The sequence below is a fragment of the Collinsella sp. CLA-JM-H32B genome (assembly GCF_040098065.1).
Taxonomy (GTDB): domain Bacteria; phylum Actinomycetota; class Coriobacteriia; order Coriobacteriales; family Coriobacteriaceae; genus Collinsella.
On sequence record NZ_JBBNNA010000001.1, the window covers coordinates 434,952 to 447,432 of the forward strand.

General features: G+C 61.1%; 9 protein-coding genes. 4 read left to right on the forward strand and 5 right to left on the reverse strand.

What is annotated here, in order from left to right:
* Positions 1-253: 253 nt before the first annotated feature.
* Together AAA138_RS01805 and AAA138_RS01810 are read right to left on the reverse strand one after the other, a co-directional pair.
* On the reverse strand, positions 254-1,093 hold the full coding sequence (locus AAA138_RS01805) for a methyltransferase (RefSeq protein WP_349089332.1): 840 nt from the start codon (positions 1,091-1,093) through the stop codon (positions 254-256).
* A gap of 118 nt (positions 1,094-1,211) precedes the next feature.
* Complete coding sequence (locus tag AAA138_RS01810) at positions 1,212-2,084, reverse strand: hypothetical protein (RefSeq protein ID WP_117806642.1); 873 nt, start codon at positions 2,082-2,084, stop codon at positions 1,212-1,214.
* Between the two features lie 267 nt (positions 2,085-2,351).
* On the opposite strand from AAA138_RS01810, the gene AAA138_RS01815 reads away from it, so the two are divergent.
* From AAA138_RS01815 to AAA138_RS01830, 4 genes are all read left to right on the forward strand, one after another.
* Positions 2,352-3,068, forward strand: coding sequence for a helix-turn-helix transcriptional regulator (locus AAA138_RS01815; RefSeq protein ID WP_349089333.1), 717 nt, complete (start codon positions 2,352-2,354; stop codon positions 3,066-3,068).
* A complete protein-coding gene (locus AAA138_RS01820; RefSeq protein WP_349089334.1) occupies positions 3,068-3,967 on the forward strand; it encodes a DUF4097 family beta strand repeat-containing protein in 900 nt (299 codons plus the stop codon). The genes AAA138_RS01815 and AAA138_RS01820 overlap by 1 nt, the downstream gene beginning before the upstream one ends.
* A 98-nt stretch (positions 3,968-4,065) precedes the next feature.
* Positions 4,066-5,973, forward strand: coding sequence for a tRNA uridine(34) 5-carboxymethylaminomethyl modification radical SAM/GNAT enzyme Elp3 (locus AAA138_RS01825; protein WP_349089335.1), 1,908 nt, complete (start codon positions 4,066-4,068; stop codon positions 5,971-5,973).
* Positions 5,974-6,852, forward strand: coding sequence for a fused MFS/spermidine synthase (locus tag AAA138_RS01830; protein WP_349089336.1), 879 nt, complete (start codon positions 5,974-5,976; stop codon positions 6,850-6,852). It begins immediately after the preceding gene.
* Between the two features lie 26 nt (positions 6,853-6,878).
* Here the strand turns inward: AAA138_RS01830 and AAA138_RS01835 are convergent, their stop codons facing one another.
* The 3 genes from AAA138_RS01835 to AAA138_RS01845 all read right to left on the reverse strand — a co-directional run bounded on the left by AAA138_RS01835 (position 6,879) and on the right by AAA138_RS01845 (position 12,481).
* Positions 6,879-9,323, reverse strand: coding sequence for a DEAD/DEAH box helicase (locus AAA138_RS01835; protein ID WP_349089337.1), 2,445 nt, complete (start codon positions 9,321-9,323; stop codon positions 6,879-6,881).
* Positions 9,324-9,438: 115 nt separating this feature from the next.
* On the reverse strand, positions 9,439-10,743 hold the full coding sequence (locus tag AAA138_RS01840; protein ID WP_349089338.1) for an ATP-binding protein: 1,305 nt from the start codon (positions 10,741-10,743) through the stop codon (positions 9,439-9,441).
* Positions 10,736-12,481: a TerB N-terminal domain-containing protein gene (locus tag AAA138_RS01845; RefSeq protein WP_349089339.1), complete on the reverse strand. Its 1,746-nt coding sequence runs from the start codon at positions 12,479-12,481 to the stop codon at positions 10,736-10,738. Before AAA138_RS01845 ends, AAA138_RS01840 begins: the two co-directional genes overlap by 8 nt.

Below are 12,481 nucleotides of genomic sequence, written 5' to 3' on the forward strand. Positions count from 1 at the left end.
GGTGCCAGCGCGCGAGAAAATGCAGGAAATGGGCGTTCTGCCCGGCCGTTTGGTGTAGTCGTTAGCTAAGTGAGTAGACTTTTTGCGATATCTCGAGCACATGGCTTTTGCACAAGGGCTCTACCTGCGGTTTTATGTTTCGCTATGCGGGTTGTGCTTGGCTATTGCAAAAAAGTCTACTCACTTAGGCTTGAGGGTCGTTCGCTGGCGCCTATTTGCGCTTGTTTGCCGACGCCGCGACCATAAGAAGCCCCTAGGACTCTTGCGGTAAGCGCTTCTTGCCCTTGCGGGCGCGGTTTTTAAAGTTCTCGACGGCCTCTTCCATGCCCAGAGGTACATAGGTGAGCTCATCGAGGTTTTCGGGCAGGTAGCAGGCAAGGCTTTGCTCCTGCATGAGGCCCGTCGTAAGCTGTTCATCGCTGGGCTGCGCGCCGGGTGTGGCACAAATGCCATAGACGACGGCACCCATCTCGCGCGTGCGGCATTCATATTCGGTCTCGGGATGCTCGGGATGGTCGCGGCGAACGTCCTCGCTTACCCAAAGTGTGTCGTAGCCGGCCGCGGCAAACTGTCCCAGGGCGTAATCGCGCAATGGCTTGCTGTCGGTGCGCAGCGTGACGGTGGCGCCGGCTGCAAGGAGCGGGCGGTAGAGCATCAGATGGTCGACATGGACGAGTCGTTTTTTGGCGTACTTGGCCTTGGGCTGCGGCGTGGGAAAGTTAATGGTGATGGCATCGAGCTCGCCTGCGGCAAACAGCTGCGGCAGCGATGCGGCGCCTCGGGGCAGGACGAGTGCGTTGGTCAGTTCCTGCTCACAGATTTTCTGCGCGGCATAGGCGATGCAGATGGGCTCCTGGTCCATGCCGATAAAGAGCGTGTTTGGCTCGTGGGCCGCGCGCTCTACAAGGTACGTTCCCTTGCCACAGCCAAGATCCAGGTGAAGGTGTTCGAAGGGCTTGCCGTCTGCGGGCGCACAGGCCTTGCGCCAATCTCCGGCATAAGCCTCGGGGTTCGTCTCAATCGCATCGGCGTAGCGCTCCAGGCGCTCCTCGAGCACAAAGTTCTTAGGCGCGCGAACGTGGACGGCTCCCATGAGGCTCCTTGGTCATAAATATGGAACGCGTAGCTGCGCGTTTCGTCAATGGGTTGAAAAAGGGTGGGCATAGTTTGCCCGAAAGATGCGGTGCGGTTCGGCGGCGAGTCGCCGATACCTACAGGCGCTTGAGAATCACATAGCGGTTGAGCTCGCCGCTGCGACCGTCAGCATGGAAACGCTCAAGCTCGCGCACGGGGACCTCGCCGCTCTTGTAGAACGTGCGGACGCCGCGCACCAGGTCGGTGATCTGCTGATCGTCAAAGTGATGGCAATAGCGGTAGGCGTGGCGGTCGTTTTGCCAGCCGATGAGGTGGTCGCCGGCTTCAAACTGCGCCGAATCGTAACCCTCAAACGGCGGGGTGAGCTCGGCGCGGGCCTCGGCACGAACGGCCTTGCGCGCCATGCGCTCGTCGTTCATAAACTCCCAAAAGCTGATGGCGATGATGCCACCTGGGCGCGTCTGACGCACCAGGGCGTCGAGCACGCGTACGCGGTACTCGCACGACGGCACGTGGTGCATAAAGCCAAAGCAGACCGAGATGTCGGCGAGCGGGGCGTCGAAAAGCACGTCGGGCGTCTCGGCGGGGTTGAGCTTCATAAGGGCGTCGAGCACATCGAGTTCCTGGAAGTGCAGGTTGGGAATGCGCAGGGCGTGACCGCGTGCATCGATGGCCAGGTCTTGGCACGAGTCGACGCCATAGAACTCAAACGGGCAGCTGGCATCTGCCGAGGGGTTTGCGCCGTCGACGCCCTTGGCGGCAAGTGCGCCGCCGGCGGCAAAGTTCTCGAATCGCATGTTGCCGCAGGCGAGGTCGAAGACGCGGACGGGATGCTCGATCGTGGCGACGTCGAGCTGCCCGAGCGCGATATCCATGGTGCGCACCCAGCCGGGCCACGGGGCCTGGCGCGTATCGGAGAAGGAGGCGGAGTGCTCGCGATAGAACGTGTTGTTGAGCTGGATGAGCGATGAGGCGAAATCGCGGTTCACGGCGCGGAACTCCCTCCGTTGGCGGTGCGGAATAAACAGTACGACCATACTACCGTTAACGCCGCAACAGGGACAACCAAGCTACGGGTCATTGCTTTGTTTGGACACATTTCCGCAGCTCATATGCACCCGCAACCGCCGGTTGTCAAAAATCTCACTAGAATAGGTGGCATGCTTTTGGCGGTGGCGGATAGATTTTTAACTGTGCAAGGCGCCTTAAGAACAAAAACGGTCCGGCGGCACGGCTGGCATCACATAGGAGGAACCATGAATGTAGAAACTGCGCAGCGGCTCGCCGACCTTCGCCGCAGCAAGGGCTTTAGCCAAGAAGGGCTGGCGCGAAAGCTGGGGCTGTCGCGCCAGGCGGTCAGTAAATGGGAGCGCGCGGAGAGCTCGCCCGATACCGAGAACCTGATCTCGCTCGCCAAGCTCTATGGCGTGAGCCTGGACGAGCTGCTCAATCCGAGCGATGAGATCGAGGACGATATCGAGTTTGAGAACGAGGACCGCGCCCGCCAGCGCGAGGCCGAGGCGGCAGAGCGCGCACGCACCCATGAGGCGGCGGCACGAGCTACCGAGGCGGCAACACAGGCGAGTGACGCCGCCGCCAAGGCGGCGCAGGCGGCAAGCTGGAGTGCACAGGCCGCCAATGCCGCTACGGCGCAGGCGACGAGTGGCACCGCGATTGGCTCGACTCCGGTGAAGGGCCCGTTCCAGTCGTTCCCGTATTGGGCCGTGTGCTGGCTACTGTTCTTTTTGCTGATGTTCCCGTTTGGTGCCGGCCCCTTTGCCGCGCTGATCTTCTTTACGATTCCCATCTATCACTGGGTGGCGCGTGCGCTCGATGGTGATTGGGCGCGCGGGGATATTCAGGTTGGTCCGGCACCGGTGACAGCTAGGGCTCAGAATGTTTCCGCTACGGTTGATACTGGCGTGGCTACCGCGACTACCGCTGACCCGATCGCCAAAGAGGGTGATGAATGATGAAGCTTTCGCATGAATCCAAGGTACGCTTGGGCGTTGGCATCGGAGCGTTTGTACTGATTATCGGGCTTGTTTTTGGCGTTTCGCGGACTTTGATTCATTTTGATGGCCCGTGGGATCTCGACGATGTTATACCCGGCTTGTCCGGTATGGACGATGTGGTTGATGACGACGATTTTATGAACGATGGCGGTAAATATTCCGCTCAGCCTCAGCAGCTTTCGTGTACGACCTTTGATGCCGATGAGTTCCGCTACCTCGATTTCGATATCAATGCGGCTTCGGTGGACGTCAAGGTTGTTGATGGCAACAAGGCTCGCGTTATCGAGCGGGGACGCGTTGCCAATGGTATGGATGCCTCCAAGGCCGCGACGCAGAACATCGCATCCGTCGAGGACTCGACGCTCAAGGTTTCTCAGTTTGGAAGTGATGACGGTAAGGCAATTGACCGCTCGGTTACGGTTGAGCTGCCGCGCCGTGTTGCCGAACATCTGAAGGGAATCAACGCGCACGTGGGCTCGGGTGATCTGCAGATTGCCGGTGTCACCTGTGATGGTTTCGACCTTTTCCTGGGTGCGGGAGATGTAGGGTTTGCGGGCAGCGTGACTGATGCGCTTAGTGCAGAGGTCGGGTCGGGCGATGTAACGTTCGAGCTCTACCAGGCCCCCGCGAAGTCGATGGACGTGAGTGTGGGCTCGGGCGATGTGGAGATGACGGTTCCGAACTCGACGGGCTTTAAGGCGAGCCTCACCTTGGGCAGCGGCGACTTCGAGAGCGATTTCCTTCCGCTTGACTACGACGGCGAGACCATTTTGAATCTTGAATTCGATAATGGCGATAAGTCCGCCACGTATCGTTTTGAGGTTGGTTCGGGCGACATGTCATTTGATTCAGAGTGACGGGCGGTTATCGAAGACTTATACACCATAGCTGCGCTGTTTGATGAAGGCGCCGAAGCCGAGATCGGCTCCGGCGCCTTTGCCTTTACAATGGGGGCATGGAACAGATTATCTTGAACATACTCGAGGCTCTGCGTCGCGGCGAGACCGTGGACGACAAAGCGCTCGTCAAACTGATACATGCCGAGGCGCGCCGTGAGGGCGCCGACAAACGCGATTTGGCCAAGCGCCGTCTGCTGCCGTTCTACCAGCGGGTTAAACGTGAGGAGCCGGCGCGGTGGGCTGGGTGGAATGTCGACGCCGATCTGGAACGTCGGTTGCTGCAAGTGCTGAGGATGAAGCCTCGTCGCACGGCTTCGGGCGTGGCGACCATTACCGTCATCACCAAGCCGTGGCCGTGCTCGGGCGATTGCCTGTTTTGCCCCAACGACCTGCGCATGCCCAAGAGCTATCTGCACGCTGAGCCGGCGTGTGCCCGTGCGGAGCAAAATTGCTTCGATCCGTATCTGCAGGTGAGTGCCCGTTTGACGGCGCTTTCGCAGATGGGGCATGCGACCGACAAGATAGAGCTCATCGTGCTCGGTGGCACCTGGAGCGACTATCCGCAAGGGTATCAGGCATGGTTTATGTCGGAGCTCTTCCGCGCGCTCAATGACGATGCCGTCGCCGGCGTAGCGGCCAACCCCATGTTGGCGCGTCCGGGCATCAGCCGTGCCGAGGCAGGGCGCCTGCTCGATGACGCTCCCGCCGATGCCCTGCCGCCGGTGGTAACAGAGCGCCGCGAGCGCTATCGGGCAGCCGGCATTGCGACAGACGAGGCCGAGCTTGCGAGCGGTGTTGCCGACGAGCAGGAGCGTGTGGATGCTGCCGTGGGCGGCTATAACCGCGCGGTGCGTCGTCTGTACGGCCCCGGTACGCCGTGGGGCGAGGTTGCCGAGTGGCAAACGGCAACGATGGAGGAGCTTGAGCGTCAGCAGCGCATCAACGAGACGGCGAAGCATCGCGTGGTGGGGCTCGTTATCGAGACGCGCCCCGATGCCGTGACGCCGCAGGCCCTCACGCTCATTCGCTGCCTGGGTTGCACCAAGATTCAGATGGGTATCCAGAGTCTCGACCAGCACCTGCTCGATATCAACGAGCGTCGCATTTCGGTGGCTCAGATCGAGCGGGCGTTTTCGCTTGCGCGCCTGTTTGGCTTTAAGATCCACGCGCACTTTATGCTCAACCTGCTGGGCGCCACGCCGGAGGGGGACAAGCGCGACTACGTGCGCTTTATGACCGAGGGGGCCTTTATGCCCGACGAGGTCAAGGTCTATCCGTGTGCGCTCATCGATGGCTCGCGTCTGGTGGGCTGCTACGAGCGTGGCGAGTGGCGCCCCTATACCGAGGAGGAGCTGCTCGACGTGCTGGCCGACGACATCGTGGTGACGCCGGCGTTCTGCCGCATTAGTCGCATGATCCGCGACTTTAGTTCCGACGACATTATGGTGGGCAACAAGAAGCCCAACCTGCGCCAGCTCGTTGAGAACCGCCTGGCTGCTCGGGGTGATGGTGCGATGGTGCGTGAGATTCGCTATCGCGAGATCAGCACGGCGGGTGCCGATCTGGACGAGTTGACCCTTGACGAGGAAGTGGCGTACGAGACGCCGGTGACGCGCGAGCGCTTTTTGCAGTGGGTGACGCCGCAGGGCAAGATCGCGGGCTTTTTGCGCCTGTCGCTTCCCGATCGCGCCTTTGTCACCACGCATGCGGACGAGTTGCCGACGACGCCGGACGAGGCGATGATTCGCGAGGTGCACGTCTATGGCATGGCGGCGCGCGTGGGGTATCAAGGCCAGGCGGCCCAGCACCATGGGTTGGGGCGTCTGCTCGTAGAGCGTGCGTGCGAGATTGCCCGGGATGCGGGTTATACGCGCATCAACGTGATCAGCGCGATTGGTACGCGCGAGTACTATCGCCATTTGGGTTTTTACGATCATGGACTCTATCTGCAAAAGGAGCTCTAGATGAACAAGCCGAGTGTTTCTGCTGGCGTCGTTGCCGGCGTTGCCCTGGGAGCCGCGGCGCTTGGTGCGGCCGCCGTCGCTGTTCGTGCTGCCTGTCTGCAGGTTGCGCGAACCCGCAATGGGTTGGCGCGTGTGAAACGCGTGCACGATGAGAGCGGCGACGAGGTCCGTGTGCTCGCGCAGGGCGGCGTCTACCAAAGCGCGAGCTATGTCGGCGATCGTTGGGCGGAGCCCGTCTTTGCGTACTATCGTGCGTTTGACGACGTGTTTGAGTCCGAGGATGCGATGCGCGACGCTTATGGCCACGGCATCGACCGTATGCTTATGCTGGGCGGCGGTGGGTTTGCCTATCCCAAATTTGCGCTGATGTCGCACGAGGGCTTGCGCATGGACGTTATCGAGTATGACGGAGAGATTACGCGTCTGGCGCGCCGCTGGTTCTACCTAGACGAGCTGGAGCGCGCGGCGGGCGATCGCCTGAGGGTGATTACCGCCGAGGCGCGTTCGTATCTGGGCGTGACGAGCGTGGGCCATCGTCGCTACGACGTGGTCGTGAGCGATTGCTTTGGCGGTGCCGAGCCCGTACGCGAGCTGGTGACGGTTGAGGCGTTGCGTTTGGTGCGGGGCAGCCTAAATGTCGGCGGCATCTACATTGCCAATATCGTGAGCGCAAACGAGGGGAGCGACGTGACGTTCCTGCGCGACTGCGCTGCCACGGCAGTCGAGGTATTCGCCCACGCCTGGGTGGTCCCATGTGGCGATGCGGAGTTCGGCGGCGAGGAGAACTACCTGCTCATCGCCAGCGACGGCGACTACGCCTTTGCCGAAGCTGTGCCCTTCGACGCCAACTTCCTCGGCACCGCCCTTCACGACAAGTAAGTCCCCCCGTCCCAGAAAGACTGGTCTTAGGCGTGGTCGTGCCAGCTGCGGACACGCTGCTTCATACCCTCGATGTCGAGCACGCCTTCGGCGAAGCCTTTGCGCACGAGCTCTTCGGGAACGAACTCATCGTAACGATCAAAGTAAGGCACCTCGCCGGGATAGACGAGCTCGATGGGATCGAAGTCCTTCTCGGCCTCGGCGGCGAGCACCTCAAAGAACGTCTCCTCGTCGGCCTTCATCTTAAACTGCATAAAGTACGGGCGTGATGGGTCGAGTCCGCGAAGGCCAAGCTCCGTGGCGCATTTAATCTTGAGCATACGTTCGAGCGCCAGAAAGGCGTAGCTGCCCAGCCAGGGGAAGAGTACCCAGGTGTCGCCGCCCAGGTTGATAAGCGGTTTAGTTCCCGCGCCCGAAATCTCGGCGGTATGACGAGCCTGTGCAAGGCGTGCCCGTGCGTTGCCCATGAGGTACGGATATGCCGCGTGCTCGTTGAGCGCCTTTCGCATGCGCTCGAGTACGTGTGTATTGATGTCACCGGGGCAGTCGCCAAAGTAGGCCGGCACGCGGCCCTTGACCTGCGTGGCAAAGACGGTATGACGCTTCCAGTCCACTTCCTCGACGATCCAGCAATGGCCCGCGATGGCGATGCGCTCGCCAGGTGGTGGCGGGTTGACAATCGTGCCCAGTTCGGCCGATTCGCTACGAACGGTGAACTCCTCGTTTTCCTGGAATACAGCGTAGAACTTAAAGTTGTTGATGATGCGCTCGCCCGCGAGGCCCACGATGAGCCCACCGCCTTCGGTGGCCTGGATATGGTCGATCTTGATGAGGTGGCGCAGCAACACGCGATAGTCATCGGTCGAGACGCGATGGAAATAACTGAGCGTGAGCACGCGCTGGGCAAGTTCGGCCGGTGTGAGCTCGCCGGTGCTGGCAAGCGTCGACATGGTCTGGTGATAGAGCAGGCTGTAGGGGAGCCGATCGAGCTCGGGCGGCTCAACCCATTTTTCCTCGCGATAGAGTTGTACAAGCGCGATGCCTTGCAGGAGCTTCCACGGAATGGTCTCGGGCATCATCGTGCGCGGCTCGGGCTCCTCTTCGCGCATGACAAACCACATCTCGGGCGGAAGATCGCGGCGGCCTGTGCGCCCCATGCGCTGCAAAAAGGAGCTGACGGTAAACGGTGCATCGATCTGGAACGCGCGCTCCAGACGGCCGATATCAATGCCGAGCTCCAACGTGGAGGTGGTGACGGTCGTCTGTGCCTGTTCCTCGTCGCGCATAAGCTCTTCTGCCGTCTCGCGCAACGATGCCGAAAGATTACCGTGATGGATGAGGAAACGGTCGGGCTCGTGCCGGCTTTCACAGTAGCTGCGCAACATGGAGCACACGGCCTCTGCCTCCTCGCGCGAGTTGGCAAAGACCAGGCACTTGCGGCCGCGGGTATGTTCAAAGATGTAGCCCATGCCGGGGTCGGCGTTGTCGGGTGCGGTGTCGGTGGGGCTGAGCAGTGCCTGTTCGGCTGCCTGCGGGATGTCGACATCGCCCTCGGGGGCTGAGGAAGTGCGACGGTCCTTGGGGGCAGCCTTGCCCCGTGCCTGCTCGCGACGTTGACGGCGCTCCTCCTGTGTGAGCTGTCCGCTGTGGCGCATGTCTTGGGTGCTGACGGGCAGTGCCGCGGTTGGTGCCGCCTCAATGCGCTCGCATGCGAGCACCTCAGCTTCCTGCGGACCTGTGCTCGTGAATCCTCGCTGCTGAGCCTGGGGACCCGAGTTGTAGAAGTGCTCCATGGAGATACGCCACACGCGGCGCGGCTCCTCAAAACGGGGGATAACGCAGTCGCGTCCCGTTCCCTGTGAGAGAAAAGCGCCCGTGCGCTCGGGGTCGCCGATGGTAGCGGAAAGGCCGATGCGCCTGGGCCGCACGCCCGCCATGCGCGAAAGACGCTCGATAAGGCAGAGCGTCTGCCCGCCGCGGTCACCGCGCATGAGCGAGTGGACCTCGTCGATGACCACATAGCGCAGGTCGCAGAACATACGCGGAATTGCCATGTGCTTGTGGATCAGGAGCGCCTCGAGTGATTCGGGCGTAATCTGTAGGATGCCGCTCGGCTTTTTGATGAGCTTTGCCTTGTGCGACTGCGAGACATCGCCGTGCCAGTGCCAGACGGGGATGTCGGCCTCTTCGCACAGATCGTTGAGGCGAACGAACTGGTCGTTGATGAGCGCCTTGAGGGGGCCAATGTAAAGGGCGCCCACGCTCGCGGGCGGGTTCTCCCAAAACTCGGTCAGGATGGGAAAGAAGGCTGCCTCGGTTTTGCCAGATGCCGTGGATGCCGTCAGGAGCACATTGTCTTGCGTGTTGAAGATGGCATCTGCCGCCGCAACCTGGATGGAGCGCAGACTCTCCCAATCGTGGGAGTAAATGAAATCCTGGATAAACGGGGCATATCGGTCAAAAGCGTTCATGGGACCTCCTCTCATCAACGGGCTGATCAACGCAACGGGCAACGGCTCGATATTTTGCAACATCGGCGTTTGCCAAGATAAAACCTGCCAAAATAAACCTGACCTTTTTGGCAGGTTAGATGGTGAACTCGGCGAAGTTGCGGTCGTCGCCTGCGGTGCCGGTGTCGTCTGTTGCGGCTGTCGGCGCCAGCGCGTCGCCACCGACGCTTTGCAGCAACTCGGCCACGTTGGCGTCGGGGTTTTGGCATAGGATGTCGAGCAGCTCGATAAAGTCGCGAATGACCTCACGCGGCGTCAGATGCGTGTCAGCTCCCACGCGGCCGAACTCGATCTTGAGGAAGTCCACCAAGTCGTTCTCGGTAAGCGTGGGCGTCCAGCCAAAGTAGCCGGCATGGATCTGCATGAGTTTTTCGATCAGCACCAGCAACTCCTCGTAGGTGAGTGGCTGCAGGCGGATGATGGGCGCGAGCATGTCCTTAAGATCCTCGCGTGCAAAGCGGCCTTGAGCGAGTCGGCTGCGCAGGGCCTCGTAGGAGAACACGCCACGGCGGCGGTCTTCGATGGAGGTTGGCGTGCCGCCCATGATCATGCCCAGGTACTGCGCCTTGCCCTGGAGCGTGTCGTTGTACATGGTCAGGATCTTCTCGTAGTTGTATTGGCGTGTGATGGCGTTGGGAATCTTATACAGATTCACGAGCTCGTCGATGAGCACCAGCATGCCCTTGTAGCCGCTGCAGACCAAAAAGCGCGCAATGAGCTTAACGTAGTCGTACCAGTCGTCATCGCTGATGATGGTCGAGGAGCCCAGCTCGGCGCGAGCCTCGCTCTTGGTGCGGTATTCGCCGCGGATCCATTTGGTCACGCGGCTCATAGCTTCTTCGTCGTCCTCGGATACGGCCGCGCGGTAGCGGCGGAGCATGCGGGTGAAGTCGAAGCCGTGGACCATTTCCTCGAGCGGGGCCAGTTGGGCATTGACGGCCGACTCGTCGACGTCGGCACACGAGGCGACCCAGCGATCCAGAATAAGGTTGAGCGCACCGCCCTCAGGGCGCGTCTTGGTCGATATGTTGCGGATGAGCTCACGGTAGGTGGCAAGGCCCTGTCCCTGGCCGCCCTGCAGACGGCGCTCAGGGGATAGGTCGGCATCGGCCACGACGAATCCCTCGCCCATGGCGTGCGTGCGGATCGTCTGGAGCAAAAAGCTCTTGCCGGCGCCGTAGCGACCGACTAGGAAACGGAAGCTTGCGCCGCCATCGGCGATGAGGCTCAGGTCGGTGAGCAGAGCGCGAATCTCGACCTCTCGCCCCACGGTGATATAGGGAAGGCCGATGCGCGGGACAACGCCGCCCTTGAGCGAGTTGAGAATGACGGCGGCGACGCGCTTGGGCACGCGGGGTGCTGCGGATGCGGTATCACTCATGGTCTAAGTATCCTCTCACGTCTGCTTCGTAGTCCTCGATAATGCGCGGTCCTGCCGCGCCAAATTCAATTACGGTGTCACCCACCAGGTCAAAGAGCGCTTCGTTGATGCTGTCGACGAGCATGTCTTCACTCTTGCCCGACTTTGCCACCGCCGATGCCGTCTGCGCTGCGTTTTGCTCGAGTAGTGCTCGAAGATAGGCGTTTGCTGCAGGATTGAGTGCGGACGCAGTGTCGGCGGGCGTGGGCGCTGGTGCGAGGAGCGGGGCTACGACGCCAAACTGCTCGGTGGAGATGGTCGGCTCGCTAGCCTCGTCCTGCTGCATGGTCGTCGCGACTGGCTCGGCGATCGTGTCGGCCACGGGCTCGGCTTCCCGTCGTTCGGCAACTGCCGCCTCGACATCCGCAAGCGTGCCGTCCTCGCGCTCCTCGTCGATCAAAAGCGCCTCGCGCGTTTGTGCGGCGGCGCTCCGAATGTGCCCCAGCTGGCTCAGGTCGATATCGATCTTGACGGGCTGATGCGCGGCATCCCATGAAAGCCATGCCGTGATCTCGTCGTCGATAATCTTAGCCAGATATTTGGGAACCTTCTCTTCCTTAAGGGGATGGCCGGGATCCAGTGCCAAGCGCAGGCGCTGATCACAAGCGCGCATCATCTCGCCGAGCTTGCTGCTCTTTTGCCTGCTGCCGTGAATCCGCATGCATTCCCAAAAGCCATTCTGGCAGCGGTAGATGTGAATGGGGTCTAGGCGATATTCGCAGTCCTCGTGGCGCTCGGGCGCAAAGAACACGGCCGAGGCAAACATGGTGTAGGGCATGGCCGTCTCCTCCCCAAACAAGCTCGCTACGATGCCAGTCTTTCGGTGCGTGTCATAGTAGCGCGCCATACGGACATACACGGCGCATGCCACGTGGCGCAGGTCGCGATGGTGGGAACGGTCGAGCCGTGAGTTATTCAGGTTGTACGTCGAGAGTGCGTCGATGGCAGCCATGAGCCGCTCCTCATGCGCCTCATCGGGCGGAAGGGGAAGCGTGGGCTCGGAAGTCTTACGACGCGCAGGCGGCAGGTCCGACGGCGCCGGCGCGGGTACAAGGTCTCGCGCCGCACGGCGCAGCTCGATGAGGGCGTTGTCGAATGCGACGGTTTTAGAGTCGCGAAGCAGCTTGGGGTCGAGCTCATGGAACACGGCGTAGTCCTGCAGCCACACGCGTGCGAACCGGTCGATGCCGGGTTCAAAGGCGCGATAGGCATCCCAAAATGCCTTGATCTTGCTAAAGCCATCGAGCGGATTATCTACGCCAATGCCGCAAATCAGCTCATAGAGATACAGAAAGGCAAAGGACGTAGACGTTTCCTCGACGGTTCCGCGGCGCACTTGGGCACGCCAGGTAAAGTAGCCGCGCAACTGTCGATCGCTCATGGCATTGTAGGTGGGAAAGTACGACTTAAAGGTGCCGCTATAGGGGTAATCATCCTCGAAGTCGGCCATCAGCAGGCCTTGGCGGTAAAAGAGCTCCGCCTCCGATAGCCAGCGGCCCGCGCCGCCCTTGGGGTCATCTTGCCAGCGTGATATCTCGCGCATCTTGCGGTACTGGTCGGGGAGGAAGTTCTGCATCTGACGACCGGTCTTGAGAATCGGCTCGTCAGCATAGATTTCGTTTGAGAAGCGGGCGGACTGATGGGTCCGGGCCTCGGCCATAATGCGCTCGATGAGCATCTTGACGTCCTGGTCGGCCAC